The organism is Sediminibacterium sp. FW305-C-269, assembly GCF_058231045.1.
In genome coordinates this window covers 144,096-160,266 of record NZ_JBIQXQ010000003.1, presented here as the reverse complement: position 1 = coordinate 160,266, position 16,171 = coordinate 144,096, and the positions used below count along the sequence as shown (strand labels likewise).

The window sequence follows — 16,171 nt, the reverse complement described above, 5'->3', positions numbered from 1 at the left end:
TTTTCACCTTTGGTCCCGGCAAAGTCAGCTTCGTGCGGAATTATGACAAATACAGTAATTTTGCAGCATGGACTTCGAATACAGACACCTGATACCGGAAGATTTTCACCCTTCCTCCCGTGTATGGCTTTACCAAAGCAACCGCCTGTTTACCATCAGTGAAGCATTGGAGATTGAAGATATGCTGAAACAGTTCATCGAGCATTGGAAAAGTCATGGTGCCCCCGTAAAAGGATATGGCAACCTGCTGTTCGGTCAGTTCATCGTTCTGATGGCAGATGAAACACACACAGGCGTGGGCGGATGCAGTACCGACAGCTCCGTACATTTCATCCAGAAAATAGAAGCCGCTTTTAAAGTGGATATGTTCAACCGTCAGAACCTGGCATTCCTGGTAAAAGACAAGATTGAAACCATTCCAGTGACACAACTCAATTATGCTTTGGACAATGGCTTCCTTACACCCGACACGATCTATTTTAACAACCTGGTAAGCGACAAGAAAGCATTATTCACCGAGTGGATGGTGCCGATCCGAGAAAGCTGGCTGGCCACACGTATTGCCAAACAATCGGCAGGCCTGTAACCACGGACCGATACCAGGAATTACTTCCGTTGCAATTTATCCAGTGCTTCTTTGCGCTGTTTATCGTTCAGGTTACTGCGCACCATCACTTTACTCAACTGATAACTCACCGATAAACGGAAGTTCCTTGTATTACTGATGCTGTAACTCTCAATATTGAAATTACTACCGTAGGTGAACCCGTTGTACTTCTGCAGACCAAACGGATCTATGGCCGAGATACCGATGATCACACGTTTGCTGAAAAATTTCCGCTGTACACTCAAACTCATGTTCACATTACTTCGTGAGCGGCCCTGGGGTGTGGCAAAACTGGTATAGCGGTTATTGGCTTCAATGATGGTAAGGTTATCCGGCGAATAGGTGTAGTTGAAAGTGGCATAAGCCGTTCCCCCATCCACATAGCGGTATAACTGTTTCTCTCTGGCGCTGTATTTGTTATAATTGTATCCACCACTGATACTGATCCGCAGCTTTTTGGCAACGGTGATACCACTCCATACACTGGCCTGGTATTCTTCCTGGTCTGAGATGTTCTGCCAGGTGGTCTGCGTTTTACCGCTATCGATCAGTGTACGGATCGAATTAAAAACATTCTTGACCCGGTTATACCCCAATGAGGCATTGATGTTGAACTTCTTTGCCGCATAGCTGAAATTAAGGTCAAAGTTATCGGTCAGGGAAGGCTGGATATAGGGATTCCCAAAACGGACATTGAAGGGGTCACTGAAATCGATGCTAGGGTTCAATTCATTCATACCCGGTCTACGGATGGTTTCCCGGAAAACGAACGACATATTGAATTCCCTGTCAAATTCTTTACGCAGCGTAAGATTCGGTAATACCCGCCAGTAACTGTTGTTGGCATTGGGTGCATTCCCTTTTACAAAACGGAAATCGGTCCTTGTATTTTCTGCCTGTGCCCCTACGATCAGTTTTATATTGTGCCACAGCCCTATTACCAATGCCAAACGGCCGGTATAGACAGACTGATGAAAATAAAAATCGTTGCTCAGTATCGCATTCTCCACCAGTGCCTGGTCGGCTTTTCTGAGAAAACTGGTATTGAGCATGTTGTGGTGCGTGTTGGATGAATAGGTGCTTCCCATGGATAGGTACACCGTTCCTGTGTCATTCAGGGGTTTGTTGTAATTCGCATTCACATACCAGGAGGTAATGTAATTATCTGTCAACTGCACCTGTGTAGAATCCAACCCGGTCGGTAAAAAATCGGTTCTGAGAAACTGTTGGTAAAAATCACGGTTGTTCTCATTCTTACTGAAATTGATACCGCTGTATACCTGCAGTTTCTCTACGGGATTCTTTCCCTTCCACTGGTATGAACCCGAGAAGCCATGATTGTAACCATTACCTTCGTAGGCATTATCACGCGAACTGGCTTTGTATACATTCAGGAGGCTGTCACGATTACTGTATAATACATGGCTGCTGTTTTGGTAAAAATTCAGGTTACCCTGGTATACAAAACTGGCGGTGCTCTTTTTAGTAAAATCGTAATCGGCCTGGAAACGGGCATTGGGATGCCTGCTACGGTTATGGAATTCGGACTGCGAATAAAAATAATTAACAGAATCCCGGTAAATATTCTGGCGGTGCGACCAGGAATTTCCCTGGTTAACAGAAGATCCGTAACCAATGCCTGAACTGATATTAAGTTTACTGCTGCGATAATTGAAATGTCCGGAAACACTGCCTTCACCTCGTGTACCACCGCTTAAGCTCAGTTTCTGGTAAATACCTACGCGGCCCTTACGGGTAATGATGTTGATGACACCTCCGGGATACGTAGCATATTCAGGCGGAGGGTTCTGCATCACTTCCACTTTCTCCACCACATTGGCGGGTAAACTCTCCAGCAGATCGCTCAGTTGTTGGCCTGTCAGGTTCACTGGTTTCTCATCCATCAGTATCAGGGGTTCTTTACCTCGCAACAACAAAGTGCCATCAGGATTCGCATTCATCAATGGCAGGTTGCGCAACATTTCTGAGGCATTGGTACCATTACTGAGAGGACTTTCTGCAACGTTATAGACAACTTTTCCGTCACGGTTTTCAATAAGTGGTTTTTCTGCATACACCACTACTTCGTTCAAGGCTGCAGCCGAAGTGCTTAGCCTGATATCACCCAGGTTAATATCTACCCTTTCGGCATATACATGAATACTGTCCAGATGGTATTGGACAAAACCCACCACATCGATCGTTAACCGGTAATATCCGAAAGAAAGTTTTTCAAAATCAAAACCCCCGTTTTTATCCGCAACCAGGCTGAGAGGCGTTTGGTTAATATCAATTCGGGTCAGCGACATACTGGCAAACGGTAATGCTTTACCGGATGCATTATCCAGCACGTTGCCGATCAGGCTTCCTAGCTGAACTTTCTGACGGTTATTTTCCTGCGCGTCCAGTGAAGTAAAGAAGCCTGTCAATAGTAGTACAACCCAAATTCTGCCCATGTAAGAATAGCTGGTTACAAATTAAGTCATTGAGAGAGAATCCTTCAAATTATTGTCGTTCTGTAACTATTTTTGCCGCTATAATCGGTCAATATGTACACTGTTTACGGAATACCCAACTGCGATACGGTAAAAAAAGCCCTTACCTGGTTAGAAGCGCACCAAATATCCTATACCTTTCACAACTATAAAAAACAGGGCATCACTGCCACCAAACTGAAGAACTGGAGCAGCCAGACAGGCTGGGAAGCATTGGTAAACCGGAAAGGTACCACCTGGCGCAAGCTGGATCCTGAAGTACAGGCATCCATCACCAGTGAGAAAACTGCTGTGCAACTGCTGGCCGAACATACCAGCGCCATCAAACGTCCGTTGATCGAAAATGCTGATGGGAAAGTGACTGTCCTCGGATTTGATCCGATTGTTTACGAAAAGGCCTTCAAGAAATAAATCGTTCACAAAAAAAACTCCGTCTCCCTGCAACAGGAAACGGAGATGCTATATTTTACCAGGCCGGTTATTTCAGTAACTCCTTCAATTTGTTCTGCAGCTCCTCGCCGCGGATATCGCGCGCAATAATTTTTCCATTCGGATCGATAAGCAGGTTGGCCGGAATACTCTGTATGCCATATAATTGCGCTACTGCATTGTTCCAGTATTGCAGGTCACTGACATGAGTCCAGGTAAGGTTATCCGCTTTGATGGCAGCCAGCCAGTTGGGCTTGGACTGATCAAGGGAAACACCCAGTACGGTAAAATTCTTGTCTTTGTAGGATTGATAAGCCGTTACTACATTCGGGTTCTCCATGCGGCAGGGTTTACACCAGCTTGCCCAGAAATCAACCAGTACATATTTGCCTCGGAAAGAAGCCAGTGATACCGGTTTCCCATCCACATCTTTCTGTGTAAAATCAATTGCCTGTGAACCCACTTTTCCAATGAACTTCTTTTCGATTTCCCTGGCAAAACTTCCCCGGCGTGCGGAGGGCAGCAGCTGCCGGTAGGCAGTTTCCAGGTCTTCTACATTCTCAAAAAGTGGCATCACCGCAAACAAAGCCAGCGAACTTACCGCAGAAGAGGGTTTTTCCCTGGCGAAACGTTCCGCATTCGCTAAAGCCCGGGTCCTGACCACCGAATACAGTTTGATCAGCGAATCCCTGCTGGCTGCATTTTTCTCTGCATTGATCAGCTGCACTTTTGTACGCAGCTCTTCGAACAGGGGATTAAAAGACGCTTTGAATGATTCATAATCCGTTTCTGTGGCCGATCCTTTTACCTGAACCGTAGCTGGTTCAGCCAGGTTACCGGAAACCGTGATATTATCATTAAAGATGAACAGGTCCAGTACCTGCTGGTACCCACTGAAACTTACCTGGAAAATATCCGGTTCCGTCAATTTTCCTTTCAGGGTAAATACCCCTTTTTTCACTTTATCCTTCGCAACAATATTGCCGGTACTGCCGCCCCGCAACACTACTTCCGTGCTGTCTTTTACACCTGTCAGGTTTCCCTTGATCACAAAACCGACACCAGATGTGGGCGTCATCATGGTAAAACCCTGCCCACCCTGTGCCAGGCTCATCAATGGCATCAATAATACTACCAGTAATCTTTTCATATTTTATTTAGAATGACGTTTTTGAAGTACATCCATTACAGCCTGTAAATTATGCCCTTTCGCGTTAAGCAAAAGCAAATAATGGAACATCAGGTCGGCCGCTTCATTCAGGAACAGGTCGTCGTTACTGTCTTTGGCCTCAATCACCAGTTCTACTGCTTCCTCACCCACTTTCTGGGCTATTTTATTCAATCCCTTGCCAAACAGGCGCGCCACATAGGATTCATCCGGAGATGCTTTCTTACGCAGGCGGATAATATCTTCCAGGTAAAACAGGAAATTATCACTGTGATTACGCTCACTCCAGCAGGTATCTGCGCCTGTATGGCAAACCGGCCCCAGCGGATGCGCTTTGATCAGCAGGGTATCATGGTCACAATCTTCCGTGATGCTTTTCAGTTCTAGGAAATTACCGCTTTCTTCCCCCTTGGTCCATAAGCGTTTTTTACTGCGACTGAAGAAAGTCACTTTCCCTGTCTGCTCTGTTTTTTCCAATGCTTCAGCATTCATAAAACCCAGCATCAGCACTTTGTGCGTATGGAAATCCTGCACAATGGCCGGTACCAATCCATCCGCATATTTGGCAAAATCTATTTTCATGTTTCCAGCTTTTTGTTGTTGTGTCAGCCCCTGTTGCGTCGCACACTTGTACGGCATCACATTATTCGGCTGTTATTGTTGTTACCCGTCACCGGGGGTAAAGGTACAGTAAGTATTGTTTTGCCAGTCCAGACAGCAATTTCAGGGGCATTATTGCCTGACTACGATACCTTTATCATGCAGATAACTTTTCAGCTCCGGTATCCCGATCTCTTTAAAATGGAAGATACTGGCAGCCAATGCTGCATCAGCTTTCCCAGTCGTGAACACATCCACAAAATGATCCATCGTCCCTCCCCCGCCCGAAGCGATCACCGGTACAGGCAGGCTTCCGGCCAGGGCAGCGGTAATGTCCAGGGCAAATCCCTGTTTGGTACCGTCGTGATTCATCGAGGTCAGTAATATCTCCCCCGCGCCCAGGTCTACGGCCTGCCTGGCCCAGTCGGTACAGCGCGTATCGGTTTTAACGCGACCGCCATTCAGGTACACATACCATTCTCCATCTGCTTCCTGTTTGGTATCAATCGCCAGCACCACACACTGGCTGCCAAATTCCCTTGCCAGTTCTGCAATGAGTTGAGGGTTCCGGTAAGCTGCCGTGTTCACAGATATCTTATCGGCACCGTTCTGCAGCAACACGCGCACATCTTCCACACTGCTGATACCGCCACCCACTGTAAAAGGGATATTGATATAATGTGAGATCTTATTCACCAGTTCGCTCAGGGTCTTTCTTTTCTCTACAGTTGCCGTAATATCCAGGAACACCAATTCATCCGCTCCCTGACGGGCATACAAGGCACCCAGCTCCACAGGATCACCGGCATCCCGGATATTCTCAAAGTTGATCCCTTTGACCGTTCTGCCATCTTTGATGTCCAGGCAGGGTATGATTCGTTTTGTTAACATATTGCTCTTTTGCATTGCTGCAGGATATGATAGCCCACAGCGGTACGCTTATTAAAAGTTGATCAATTCTGTAAGGGTAATCCTGTTCTCATAGATCGCTTTGCCCACGATAGCGCCACAGCAACCGATCAGTTTCAGTTCTTCCAGATCTTCGAGCGTGGCCACGCCACCACTCGCGATAAAAATAAGATCCGGAAAACGGTGAATGATCTTTTCGTATAGTTCTATCGAAGGGCCTTCCAGTTTTCCGTCCTTACTCACATCGGTACAGAAAACCTGTGTAATCCCATAACCGATGTATTTTTCCAGAAAACTGAAAATATCGATCTCAGTGGTTTCCAGCCAGCCTCCGACAGCAATCTTCTCATCTTTCACATCAGCGCCCAGTAAAAATTTCTCTGCCCCGTATTTCTGTATCCATTCCACAAATAAAGTTTCATTCTTTACCGCCAGGCTGCCAATGGTTGCAAAAGCTGCACCAGATCTGAATACCGTGCGCAGGTCATCTTCGGTTTTAATACCTCCGCCATAATCCACTACCAGCGAAGTAGCCTTGGTAATGGCTTCCAGGATCTTCCAGTTTTTAATGGCTCCCGCCTTGGCTCCATCCAGGTCTACCAGGTGTAAACGCTGCAAGCCAGCATCTTCAAACTCTTTGGCCACTTCCAGCGGATTGGAGTTATAGATGGTCTTCTGGTCATAATCGCCCTGCGTCAGGCGGACACATTTTCCATCAATAATATCGATTGCGGGGATGATCTGCATGGGGAGAGAGGGTTATTTGAGAATGAGTAATTAGTAATAAAGCTTTTTGGGAGGTTATTTTATAGATGGATAAAATTTTGCAGGATCTGTTCACCTACTGCAGCGCTTTTCTCCGGGTGAAACTGGACACCATAAAAATTCCGTTTCTGGAGGGCGCTGCTGAAACGAACACCATATTCTGTGGTAGCAGCGGTTTCATCGCATACATCTGCATAGTAACTATGAACAAAATAGCAGTAGGTTTCTTTCGGAAGATGCCTGAACAAAGGCTCCCGGGTTTGCTGCACCAGGTTCCACCCTATCTGCGGTATTTTAAGACTGCCGGAAAATCGTTTCACCTTCGTATCAAAAATACCCAGGCAATCTGTGTTGTTCTCTTCACTATGCATACACATCAGCTGCATACCGAGACAAATGCCCAATACCGGTTGTTCCAGGCTTTTGATCAGGCTATCCAGTTGCCTTTCTTTCAGGTAATTCATTGCGCTGCTGGCCTCTCCTACGCCGGGAAAAATCACTTTATCGGCCGATCGTAACAAGGTATGATCATCCGTTACAACAGCTTCCATTCCGATTCTTTCCAGTGCATACAATACGGACTGGATATTTCCGGCGTTATATTTTACAATGGCAAGTTTCATAGTAGACAAGGTTCATTCTTAATTCAGCACTTCTCCCAGGAATTGGCGGGTGGCTGTTTCAATATCCGTTGCATTCTCCAGCATCTTGATATAGGCGGTACCAATAATGGCACCATTGGCATATTTGCAGGCCGACTGGAAGGTCTCTTTATCCTTGATACCAAATCCTACCAGCACGGGATTCCTGAGTTGCATAGATTGCAGTCGTTGCAAGTACAATTCAACTGCAGAAAAATCCTTGTCCTTACCGGTAGTGGCTGATGAGCTTACCGCATACAGGAACCCACTGCTCAATTCATCCAGCTTACGCACACGTTCTTCTGAAGTTTCTGGGGTTACCAGAAAAATAAAATCCAATCCATATTTCCGGATGATGGGGCCGTATTCTGTTTCAAATTCAAACTCGGGCAAGTCTGGCAGGATCAGTCCATCTACGCCCACAGCTGCGGCATCGGCACAAAATTTTTCAAATCCGTATTGCAGTATCGGGTTCATATATCCCATCAATATCACCGGTACGCGGATCGTTTTTCGAAAATCCTTCAGTTGCGTAAACAAGGCGGCCAGTGTCATACCATTGCTCAAAGCACGGGTACTACTGGCCTGTATCACCGGACCATCCGCCAGTGGATCACTGTAAGGCATACCCAGTTCTATCAGGTTCGCGCCGCCGTCCTGCAAGGCCTTCATTACGGTCAGCGTGCTGTTCAGCTCGGGATAACCGGCCGTACAGTACACATTCAATACCTGTTGTTTCTTTTCTGCGAAGAGTTGGTGTATTCTGCTCATAATTTTCCAGGTGCCGCCGGTTGATCAAACACATACTGGCAGCATTACATTTTATGGTGTTACATAGCGTTCATATAAGTAGCTAGGTCTTTATCGCCCCTGCCGCTCAAACAAAGCACGACTTTATCCGTTGGTTTCAGTTTCAGTTTTCCCAGCACAGCAAACGCATGGGCTGTTTCCAGTGCAGGAATGATGCCTTCTGTTTTGCTCACATGAAAAGCCGCCTGTAAGGCTTCTTCATCCGTTGCACTCAGGAATGTTCCCCGGCCACTGGCGAATAAATGCGCATGCAGTGGGCCCACCCCGGGATAATCCAGTCCAGCCGAAATGCTGTGTGGCTCCACTACCTGCCCGTCTGCAGTTTGCATGACCAGGCTTTTGCTTCCATGGAGAATTCCCGGTTTACCCAGTTGCGTAGTGGCTGCACTCATACCGCTGTTAACACCATGACCCGCAGCTTCCACGGCTACCAGCTGTACACTCAGTTCATCCAGAAAATGATAAAAAGCGCCTGCTGCATTACTGCCGCCGCCCACGCAAGCCACTACATGGGTGGGTAATTCACTTCCTGTTTTTTCCTGTAACTGCCAGCGGGTCTCCTCGCTGATCACACTCTGAAAACGGGCCACCATATCCGGATAAGGATGCGGCCCCACCACACTACCGATAATATAATGCGTATCGGCAGGATTATTGATCCAGTCGCGGATGGCTTCATTAGTGGCATCTTTCAACGTTTTGCTGCCGCTGGTTGCGGGTATCACTTTGGCTCCCAGCATTTTCATACGGGCCACATTGGGTGCCTGGCGCTCAATATCTTTTTCGCCCATGTACACAATGCACTCCATGCCTTTGAGGGCGCAGACCGTAGCCGTGGCCACTCCATGCTGACCGGCGCCGGTCTCGGCAATGATGCGTGTCTTACCCAGTTTTCGTGCCAGCAATATCTGGCCGATGGTATTGTTGATTTTGTGGGCGCCCGTATGGCAAAGGTCTTCGCGCTTCAGGTAAATAGAACTGTTAAACTCTTTACTCAGCCGTTCTGCGAGGAACAAAGGCGTTGGTCGGCCCACATAATCCTTCAACAACTGCCTGAATTCTTTCTGAAAAGAAGGTTCATACATGATGTCGAGATAACGGGCTTTCAATTCTTCTACATTCCTGTGTAACATTTCGGGAATATAGGCGCCGCCAAACTGGCCATAATATCCCTGCTCATTGGGTTGCTGATAGGTTGCGGTTGCTGTCATCTTACTATACTAATTAGATCTGTTTTACGGATTGTATAAATGACCGAAGTATTTCCATGTCTTTAATACCCGGTGCTATTTCAAATTTACTGTTCACATCTGCCGAGAAAAGGTCTTTCGATACCGGCTCCCCGGAAAATTCTTTTAGTTTAGCCACATCATCCGGACCGATGCCGCCACTGAGGAAAAACGGTTTGCCAATATTCAGACCACGCAGGATGTTCCAATCGAATTGTTTACCGGTGCCTCCATACCCAGCGCCTTCGGTATCGAACAGGAACATATCGGCAATGTCCATATAGTCTTTCACTTTCCACAATACATTGTCTTCTTCACGTAAGCGAAATGCTTTCACCACACCCACATAATTGGCAATTTTTTCGCAGTACTTAGGGGTCTCGTCTCCATGCAGCTGTACCAAGTACAGGCCACATTCGTCCACCGCCTGTAAAACCTCTTCCACAGAAGCATTGACAAATACACCCACTTTATTAATGTGTTTTCCTTTGATCTTTTTAATCTCGGCCTGCGGCATGAATTTGTGAACATAACGGGGCGACTTGGGATAAAAAATGAACCCCGCGAATTCTACACCCATGTCATCGAGTTGGAGAACCTGCTCCGTGCTGGTCATACCGCAAACCTTGATCCGCATGTTATTTTGCTTTTAGTTGATTAACAAAATCAGCAAAAGCAACCGAAGGACTGGCCTGTTTCATAAAATTCTCCCCTATCAGAAACCCGGAAAAACCGGCCTGACGTAAAGTTACAATAGTATTCACATCGCTGATACCACTTTCTGCTACTGCAGGTTTTTCCTTGGGTATCTTGTTAATAAGCCCCAGCGAAGTATCGATACTGACCTCGAAAGTCTTGAGATTGCGGTTGTTAACACCCACCAGGTCCACCGTTTCGCAAATATGTCCCAATTCTTCTTCATTGTGTATTTCCAGCAATACTTCCAGTCCCAACCTTTTTGCCGTAGCCGCCATGGTTTTTACCTGGACCGGCGTTAAACAGGCGGCTATCAGCAGGATCACTTCCGCGCCATAAGCTTTGGCCTCGATCAGCTGGTATTCGTCGATCATAAAATCCTTACGGAGCAACGGCACATCATTAATGGTGGCAGCCAGCAGATCATCCAGCGAACCGCCAAAGAATTCCTGATCCGTTAAGACAGAAATACCTGAAGCCCCGTTTTTGGCATAGGCGCTGGTCACTTCTTCCACAGTTACGCGGTCATTGATGATACCCTTGCTGGGAGATTTTCTTTTAAACTCGGCAATGATGCCGGTACGCGCCGGATCTGCCAGGAAGGATTTCAGCGATAACCCATCACTGGTAAAGAATTTTTTCTTCTCCAGTTCCGCTACCGAAACATGGGCTTTTCGTTCAGCCACTTCCTGTTGTTTCTGCGCTACTATCTTGTCTAATATGTTCATGTTATTGCAGGCTGATTAAGGTTTGTAATGAACGGTATGCTTTACCGCTTTCCAGGCTTTCTACGGCAGCATGATAAGCGGCATCGTAACTGGTATAATTGCCGGTGCAATGCAGTGCCATGGCGGCATTGGCAAGTACCACGGCATTCTGTGCCCAGCTTCCTTCACCCTTGATGATCCTGGTAAAGATCCTGGCTGCTTCTTCCACAGAATTACCCCCATAAATATCCTCTGCCGCAACAATGCGTTTACCCAACTGTTCCGGTGTCATGATCTTCTCTCCATCCTGGGTGATCACTTTGGTATCGCCGGTTAGAGATATCTCATCATATCCATCCAGGCTGTGTATGATGGTAAAAGCGCTGCTGGTTTGTTGTAACAGGTAATTGTAAATACGGGCCATCTCCAGGTTGTACACACCCACCAGCTGAAAATCAGGTTCTGCCGGATTGATCATGGGCCCGAGCATGTTAAAAAAAGTCCTTACACCAAGATTCTTACGGATAGGCCCTACGATCTTCATGGCCGGATGGAAAATAGGTGCATGCAGGAAACAGATATTGGCAGATTCCAGTTCTTTCAGCAAACGATCGTTATCATTCTTGAATGTGTAGCCCAACTGCTCCATCACATTCGATGCACCACTGATCGCTGTAGCACCGTAATTGCCGTGTTTGGTCACTCTCTGTCCGGCTCCTGCCACAATAAAACAGGACAGCGTCGAGATATTGAATGTATTCTTACCATCACCACCGGTACCTACAATATCCATCACCGGGTGACCTTTCAGGTCCACTTTCACACATAATTCCAGCAAAGCATCCCGGAAACCCAACAATTCTTCAATGCTGACCGTACGCATCAGGAATACGGTGATGAACGCCGACATCTCCGCTTCATTATATTGACCGCGAGACATATTTACCAACACTTCCTTTGCCTTTTCCCTGGACAGTGTCTTGTATTCAAATAAATACTGTAATATTTTTTTCATTGCTATTTTTTTAACCAGTTACGCATCATGGTTTCACCGTCCGGCGTCAAAACACTCTCAGGATGAAACTGTACACCCTCCACATCATATTTCCGGTGCTGCAGGGCCATGATATAATTATTGTCGTCTTTTGCCGTGATCTCCAGCTCTTCCGGAAAACCTTTCTCATCAACCACCCAACTATGATAGCGGGCCACTTCAATGGTATCTGGCAGATTTCTGAAGATACTGGGTGAGTGGTGAGTGGTCAGTGATGAGCCAGCCGATGCAGGATGCAGCACATGGATCTTTGTGGCCACACCATGATACACCGTGGACAAATTGGTGAGCGTGGCTCCAAATGCCTCACCGATGGCCTGGTGGCCCAGGCAAACACCCAGTATGGATTTGCTTGACGCATATTCCCTGATCAAAGGCAGCAGCATACCTGCTTCAGAGGGAATGCCGGGGCCTGGTGAAAGAATGATCTTATCATATCCCTTCACTTTCTCCATGGGCAATTCATCGTTCCGGTACACATCTACCTGGTCATGCGTAATCTTCTGCACCAGGTGAACCAGGTTGTAAGTGAACGAATCGTAATTATCAAAGACTAATATTTTCATGGTATTATTTTCTATCTACAGGTGTTCGTTCGTAAATCAGATCTGTTCCGCTATCTCGATGGCTTTTTTCAGTGCGTTCAGTTTGTTGTTCACTTCCTGCAATTCACTTTCAGGAACACTGGCAGCTACCACACCTGCACCGGCCTGGTAAAACAGCGTATTATTCTTACTGAGAAATGTGCGGATCATGATGGCATGGTTGCAACGACCATCGAAACCGATGAAACCGAGTCCGCCGCCATAATAACTGCGTGCCGTGGGTTCATAATCGTCAATGATCTCCATAGCTTTGAACTTGGGTGCCCCACTCAAGGTTCCAGCCGGAAAGGTCTTGGCAAGCAGTTCAAAAGGATTCTGGTCTTTGCGCACTTTACCGGTCACTTCGCTTACCATGTGTATCACATGACTGTAATACTGCACCTGCCGGTACTGGCTCACTTCCACCTCATCGCAGGCACGACTGAGGTCGTTTCGTGCCAGGTCCACCAGCATCACATGTTCTGCATTTTCCTTGGCATCGGTGAGCAATTTTTCGGCCATCTGCTGGTCCACCGTATCATCGCCTGTTCTTTTGAAGGTTCCGGCGATCGGATGTACGATGGCTTTCCCGTTTTTGATGATCAGCTGGGCTTCGGGTGATGAGCCCATCAGTTTATAATCGCCATAATCGAAAAAGAAAAGATAAGGCGATGGGTTCACACTGCGCAGTGAGCGATAGACATTGAACTCATCACCGGAAAAACTTTGCTGAAAGCGCCTGCTCAGCACGATCTGGAACACATCGCCACGCATGCAGCGCTGTATCCCTTTCTGCACCATTTCCATGTAGGTTTCGTTGGTCATGTTAGACAGTTCCTCGCCACGGATCTTAAACGGAAATACCGGTGCATCCTTACTCCTGATCAGTGATTCTACGATCGGCAGTTCAGACTCGATACCCGGGATCAGGTTCTCGCAGATATACAGTTCATCCTTGAAATGATTGAAGGCGATCACATACTGGTACAAGCGGTAACGGATCAGCGGTATGGCAGGCTCCGTGGCCGAAGCGGTATGCAGGGTAATGGTATCGAAGAATTCTACGGCATCAAAAGCGGTATAACCAAATAGTCCCTGGGCGAATTTCCCTTCTTTGGCCGCAGGCTCATGTGCATGAAAACGTTGCATGAAGGACCACAGCTGTCCGGGCACTTCTGCCGTATCCTTGATCGCCAAACGTTCCGGTTTCTGTCCGGGCAGTTTGAACTCGATGCTTTTGGTCGATGAAATCTCGATACCAGCGATCGCATTGATGCAGATAAATGAATAACTGTTTTCAGCGGCATGGTGATCGGTGCTTTCCAGCAATACCGTATCCCGGAAACGGTCACGCACCCGCAGGTAAATGCCCACCGGCGTAAACAGGTCGGCCAGCATTTTCTTGCACTGAGTCTGTAATTCTATTTTCTTCATATTCCTTTTTTAAACCCACCCGGCATTCTGTGAAGAAGTTTCAGGGAGGGCAGTAACAAAAAACCCCGACAATCTCTGTCGGGGTTCTGAATAATATTCAAAAAAGTACTGGCTATGCCATTACAATCCCCGAACGGAGTTTGTATGCCACCACCAATATTTGTTTGTGATCTGGTTCATTACAGGCAAAGTTGTGGGAGAAACTTTGGAAAAACAAATTTTTTTTAAGTGGGTACGATCGTTTGTTAACTTCACATTAATAAGACCTATATGAGAATAACTGCGGCTTTACTGCTTTTCTGCCTGTTCCGTACATTCTGTGCCGATGCACAGGACACCGCTTTATTACTGAAACCTGACCGGGTATTTGACGGAGAATCTATGCACAGCAACTGGGTAGTGCTGGTCAAAAAAGACCGGATCATTGCTGTGGGAGATGCCGGTTCGGTAAAACCCGAGGGTGCCTATACCACCCTCAACCTGAAAGGAAAAACATTATTACCGGGTCTGATAGAAGGGCATTCGCACCTGTTACTGCATCCGTATAACGAAACCAAATGGGATGAGCAGGTACTCAACGAATCCAGGGCAGAAAGAACGGCAAGGGCGGTGGTACATGCCAACAAAACCTTACTGGCAGGTTTTACCACGGTGCGTGACCTGGGCACTGAGGGTGCTGATTATGATGATGTGGGATTGAAAGCGGCGATCGATAAGGGGATCATACCCGGACCGAGAATGATCATTGCCACCAAAGCTATCGTAGCCACCGGCAGTTACGGACCAAAAATGAAAAATCTGGATCATCAGCTTATCAGGGGTGCAGCCGAAGCGGATGGCGTGGATGCCCTGAGCAAAGAGACCCGGACACAGATCGGTAATGGAGCCGACCTGATCAAAGTATATGCTGATTACCGTTGGGGACTGAATCCCAAAAGATCAGAACCCACTTTTACACTGGACGAGTTGAAAACGGTGGTGGAAGTTGCTGCCAGCAGTGGCCGTAAAGTAGTGGCACATGCCAGTACGGAAGAAGGTATGCGCCGGTCCATATTGGCAGGCATCTCCACCATTGAACATGGTGACAATGCCAGTGAAGCCATTTTTGACCTGATGCTGCAACACAAAGTAGCTTATTGCGCCACCCTTAGTGCAGCAGAAGCCACCAGCGAATACGATGGATGGAAAAGGGGCAGTCTGCCTGAACCCAGGCGCATCACTACCAAACGGAAAGCTTTCCAATTGGCACTACAGAAAGGAGTGACCATTGTGTTTGGCGGCGATGTAGGCGTTTATCCGCATGGCGACAATGCCCGAGAAATGGAAGCCATGGTTGCTTATGGCATGCAACCGATAAAAGTTTTACAAAGCGCCACATCAGTTAATGCAGACGTGTTCGGATACGGCAACAGCATTGGCCGGATCAAAGCAGGTTTATTGGCCGACCTGGTAGCCGTGAACGGGGATCCTTCTGTGCAGATATCCGATATCCGCAAAACGGCATTGGTCATCAAGAATGGAAAAATCTATTTGAATCAATAATAAAGAAGAAATACAACGAATATGAAAAAATTGATTACCATTATCGGCCTTTTCTTTAGCACGATCAGCATGGCTTCTGCAAGTAGTGCCGACGATATAGTTGGCATCTGGCTCAGCGCCAGCGGGGAGGGCAAGATACAGATCTACAAAGAGGGAGACCGCTATTTCGGTAAACTCTACTGGATGAAAGAACCCAATGGCCCCAAAGGGAATCCGAAATTAGACAGCAATAACCCCGATCCTGCCCTCAGAAACAGGCCCTTGCTGGGCTCAGTCATCCTGAAAAATTTCAGGTACAATAATGGCGAATGGAGTGACGGCCATATCTACGATCCCAAGAACGGGAAAGAATACAAAAGTTACATGAGGCTGAAAGACCCTCAAACGCTCAGCTTACGCGGTTATATCGGCATTTCGCTCTTGGGCAGAACGGAATTATGGAAGAGAGCAAGCTAACGTGAATCGTGATCTGTGAATTGTGAGTAGTGAATGGGCAACACT

General features: G+C 47.1%; 17 protein-coding genes. 4 read left to right on the top strand and 13 right to left on the bottom strand.

What is annotated here, in order from left to right:
* Positions 1-67 precede the first annotated feature (67 nt).
* Positions 68-586 carry a hypothetical protein gene (locus ACH3Y6_RS10635; protein ID WP_490835593.1) on the top strand — a complete coding sequence of 173 codons (519 nt, stop codon included), beginning with the start codon at positions 68-70 and terminating at the stop codon, positions 584-586.
* Positions 587-606: 20 nt separating this feature from the next.
* Here the strand turns inward: ACH3Y6_RS10635 and ACH3Y6_RS10630 are convergent, their stop codons facing one another.
* Positions 607-3,063 carry a TonB-dependent receptor gene (locus ACH3Y6_RS10630; protein WP_490835592.1) on the bottom strand — a complete coding sequence of 819 codons (2,457 nt, stop codon included), beginning with the start codon at positions 3,061-3,063 and terminating at the stop codon, positions 607-609.
* A gap of 93 nt (positions 3,064-3,156) precedes the next feature.
* Here ACH3Y6_RS10630 and ACH3Y6_RS10625 point away from each other — a divergent pair, with 93 nt between their 5' ends.
* Positions 3,157-3,513, top strand: coding sequence for an ArsC family reductase (locus ACH3Y6_RS10625; protein ID WP_490835591.1), 357 nt, complete (start codon positions 3,157-3,159; stop codon positions 3,511-3,513).
* 67 nt (positions 3,514-3,580) lie between these two features.
* Here the strand turns inward: ACH3Y6_RS10625 and ACH3Y6_RS10620 are convergent, their stop codons facing one another.
* The 12 genes from ACH3Y6_RS10620 to ACH3Y6_RS10565 all read right to left on the bottom strand — a co-directional run bounded on the left by ACH3Y6_RS10620 (position 3,581) and on the right by ACH3Y6_RS10565 (position 14,128).
* Positions 3,581-4,681: a redoxin domain-containing protein gene (locus ACH3Y6_RS10620; RefSeq protein ID WP_490835590.1), complete on the bottom strand. Its 1,101-nt coding sequence runs from the start codon at positions 4,679-4,681 to the stop codon at positions 3,581-3,583.
* Between the two features lie 3 nt (positions 4,682-4,684).
* Positions 4,685-5,338 (bottom strand): bifunctional phosphoribosyl-AMP cyclohydrolase/phosphoribosyl-ATP diphosphatase HisIE, encoded by a 654-nt coding sequence (hisIE, locus tag ACH3Y6_RS10615; protein ID WP_490835589.1) that lies wholly within the window; start codon positions 5,336-5,338, stop codon positions 4,685-4,687.
* Positions 5,339-5,431: 93 nt separating this feature from the next.
* The gene (gene hisF / locus ACH3Y6_RS10610) at positions 5,432-6,190 is read right to left on the bottom strand and encodes an imidazole glycerol phosphate synthase subunit HisF (RefSeq protein ID WP_490835588.1); all 759 of its coding nucleotides are present in this window, start codon (positions 6,188-6,190) and stop codon (positions 5,432-5,434) included.
* A 51-nt stretch (positions 6,191-6,241) separates the two neighbouring features.
* Positions 6,242-6,955, bottom strand: coding sequence for a 1-(5-phosphoribosyl)-5-[(5-phosphoribosylamino)methylideneamino]imidazole-4-carboxamide isomerase (gene hisA, locus ACH3Y6_RS10605; protein ID WP_490835587.1), 714 nt, complete (start codon positions 6,953-6,955; stop codon positions 6,242-6,244).
* 59 nt (positions 6,956-7,014) lie between these two features.
* A complete protein-coding gene (hisH, locus tag ACH3Y6_RS10600) occupies positions 7,015-7,596 on the bottom strand; it encodes an imidazole glycerol phosphate synthase subunit HisH (protein WP_490835586.1) in 582 nt (193 codons plus the stop codon).
* Positions 7,597-7,614: 18 nt separating this feature from the next.
* The gene (trpA, locus tag ACH3Y6_RS10595; protein ID WP_490835585.1) at positions 7,615-8,385 is read right to left on the bottom strand and encodes a tryptophan synthase subunit alpha; all 771 of its coding nucleotides are present in this window, start codon (positions 8,383-8,385) and stop codon (positions 7,615-7,617) included.
* Between the two features lie 59 nt (positions 8,386-8,444).
* On the bottom strand, positions 8,445-9,635 hold the full coding sequence (trpB, locus tag ACH3Y6_RS10590; RefSeq protein WP_490835584.1) for a tryptophan synthase subunit beta: 1,191 nt from the start codon (positions 9,633-9,635) through the stop codon (positions 8,445-8,447).
* A 13-nt stretch (positions 9,636-9,648) separates the two neighbouring features.
* Positions 9,649-10,269 carry a phosphoribosylanthranilate isomerase gene (locus tag ACH3Y6_RS10585; RefSeq protein WP_490836175.1) on the bottom strand — a complete coding sequence of 207 codons (621 nt, stop codon included), beginning with the start codon at positions 10,267-10,269 and terminating at the stop codon, positions 9,649-9,651.
* A 22-nt stretch (positions 10,270-10,291) separates the two neighbouring features.
* Positions 10,292-11,077, bottom strand: coding sequence for an indole-3-glycerol phosphate synthase TrpC (trpC, locus tag ACH3Y6_RS10580; protein WP_490835583.1), 786 nt, complete (start codon positions 11,075-11,077; stop codon positions 10,292-10,294).
* A gap of 1 nt (position 11,078) precedes the next feature.
* On the bottom strand, positions 11,079-12,071 hold the full coding sequence (gene trpD / locus ACH3Y6_RS10575) for an anthranilate phosphoribosyltransferase (protein ID WP_490835582.1): 993 nt from the start codon (positions 12,069-12,071) through the stop codon (positions 11,079-11,081).
* Between the two features lie 2 nt (positions 12,072-12,073).
* Positions 12,074-12,676, bottom strand: coding sequence for an anthranilate synthase component II (locus ACH3Y6_RS10570; RefSeq protein WP_490835581.1), 603 nt, complete (start codon positions 12,674-12,676; stop codon positions 12,074-12,076).
* Between the two features lie 36 nt (positions 12,677-12,712).
* On the bottom strand, positions 12,713-14,128 hold the full coding sequence (locus tag ACH3Y6_RS10565) for an anthranilate synthase component I family protein (protein ID WP_490835580.1): 1,416 nt from the start codon (positions 14,126-14,128) through the stop codon (positions 12,713-12,715).
* 270 nt (positions 14,129-14,398) lie between these two features.
* On the opposite strand from ACH3Y6_RS10565, the gene ACH3Y6_RS10560 reads away from it, so the two are divergent.
* Together ACH3Y6_RS10560 and ACH3Y6_RS10555 are read left to right on the top strand one after the other, a co-directional pair.
* The gene (locus ACH3Y6_RS10560) at positions 14,399-15,670 is read left to right on the top strand and encodes a metal-dependent hydrolase family protein (protein WP_490835579.1); all 1,272 of its coding nucleotides are present in this window, start codon (positions 14,399-14,401) and stop codon (positions 15,668-15,670) included.
* A 21-nt stretch (positions 15,671-15,691) separates the two neighbouring features.
* Complete coding sequence (locus tag ACH3Y6_RS10555) at positions 15,692-16,126, top strand: DUF2147 domain-containing protein (protein WP_490835578.1); 435 nt, start codon at positions 15,692-15,694, stop codon at positions 16,124-16,126.
* The last annotated feature ends 45 nt before the right edge of the window (positions 16,127-16,171 follow it).

Bases quoted from the DNA above. Each gene is read 5' to 3' on its own strand.
- ACH3Y6_RS10560 (WP_490835579.1), top strand. From the start codon at position 14,399: ATGAGAATAACTGCGGCTTTACTGCTTTTCTGCCTGTTCCGTACATTC.
- hisH (WP_490835586.1), bottom strand. From the start codon at position 7,596: ATGAAACTTGCCATTGTAAAATATAACGCCGGAAATATCCAGTCCGTA.
- ACH3Y6_RS10625 (WP_490835591.1), top strand. From the start codon at position 3,157: ATGTACACTGTTTACGGAATACCCAACTGCGATACGGTAAAAAAAGCC.
- ACH3Y6_RS10635 (WP_490835593.1), top strand. From the start codon at position 68: ATGGACTTCGAATACAGACACCTGATACCGGAAGATTTTCACCCTTCC.
- ACH3Y6_RS10570 (WP_490835581.1), bottom strand. From the start codon at position 12,676: ATGAAAATATTAGTCTTTGATAATTACGATTCGTTCACTTACAACCTG.
- ACH3Y6_RS10630 (WP_490835592.1), bottom strand. From the start codon at position 3,063: ATGGGCAGAATTTGGGTTGTACTACTATTGACAGGCTTCTTTACTTCA.
- hisF (WP_490835588.1), bottom strand. From the start codon at position 6,190: ATGTTAACAAAACGAATCATACCCTGCCTGGACATCAAAGATGGCAGA.
- hisA (WP_490835587.1), bottom strand. From the start codon at position 6,955: ATGCAGATCATCCCCGCAATCGATATTATTGATGGAAAATGTGTCCGC.
- trpD (WP_490835582.1), bottom strand. From the start codon at position 12,071: ATGAAAAAAATATTACAGTATTTATTTGAATACAAGACACTGTCCAGG.
- ACH3Y6_RS10555 (WP_490835578.1), top strand. From the start codon at position 15,692: ATGAAAAAATTGATTACCATTATCGGCCTTTTCTTTAGCACGATCAGC.
- trpC (WP_490835583.1), bottom strand. From the start codon at position 11,077: ATGAACATATTAGACAAGATAGTAGCGCAGAAACAACAGGAAGTGGCT.
- ACH3Y6_RS10565 (WP_490835580.1), bottom strand. From the start codon at position 14,128: ATGAAGAAAATAGAATTACAGACTCAGTGCAAGAAAATGCTGGCCGAC.
- trpA (WP_490835585.1), bottom strand. From the start codon at position 8,385: ATGAGCAGAATACACCAACTCTTCGCAGAAAAGAAACAACAGGTATTG.
- trpB (WP_490835584.1), bottom strand. From the start codon at position 9,635: ATGACAGCAACCGCAACCTATCAGCAACCCAATGAGCAGGGATATTAT.
- ACH3Y6_RS10620 (WP_490835590.1), bottom strand. From the start codon at position 4,681: ATGAAAAGATTACTGGTAGTATTATTGATGCCATTGATGAGCCTGGCA.
- hisIE (WP_490835589.1), bottom strand. From the start codon at position 5,338: ATGCCGTACAAGTGTGCGACGCAACAGGGGCTGACACAACAACAAAAA.
- ACH3Y6_RS10585 (WP_490836175.1), bottom strand. From the start codon at position 10,269: ATGACCAGCACGGAGCAGGTTCTCCAACTCGATGACATGGGTGTAGAA.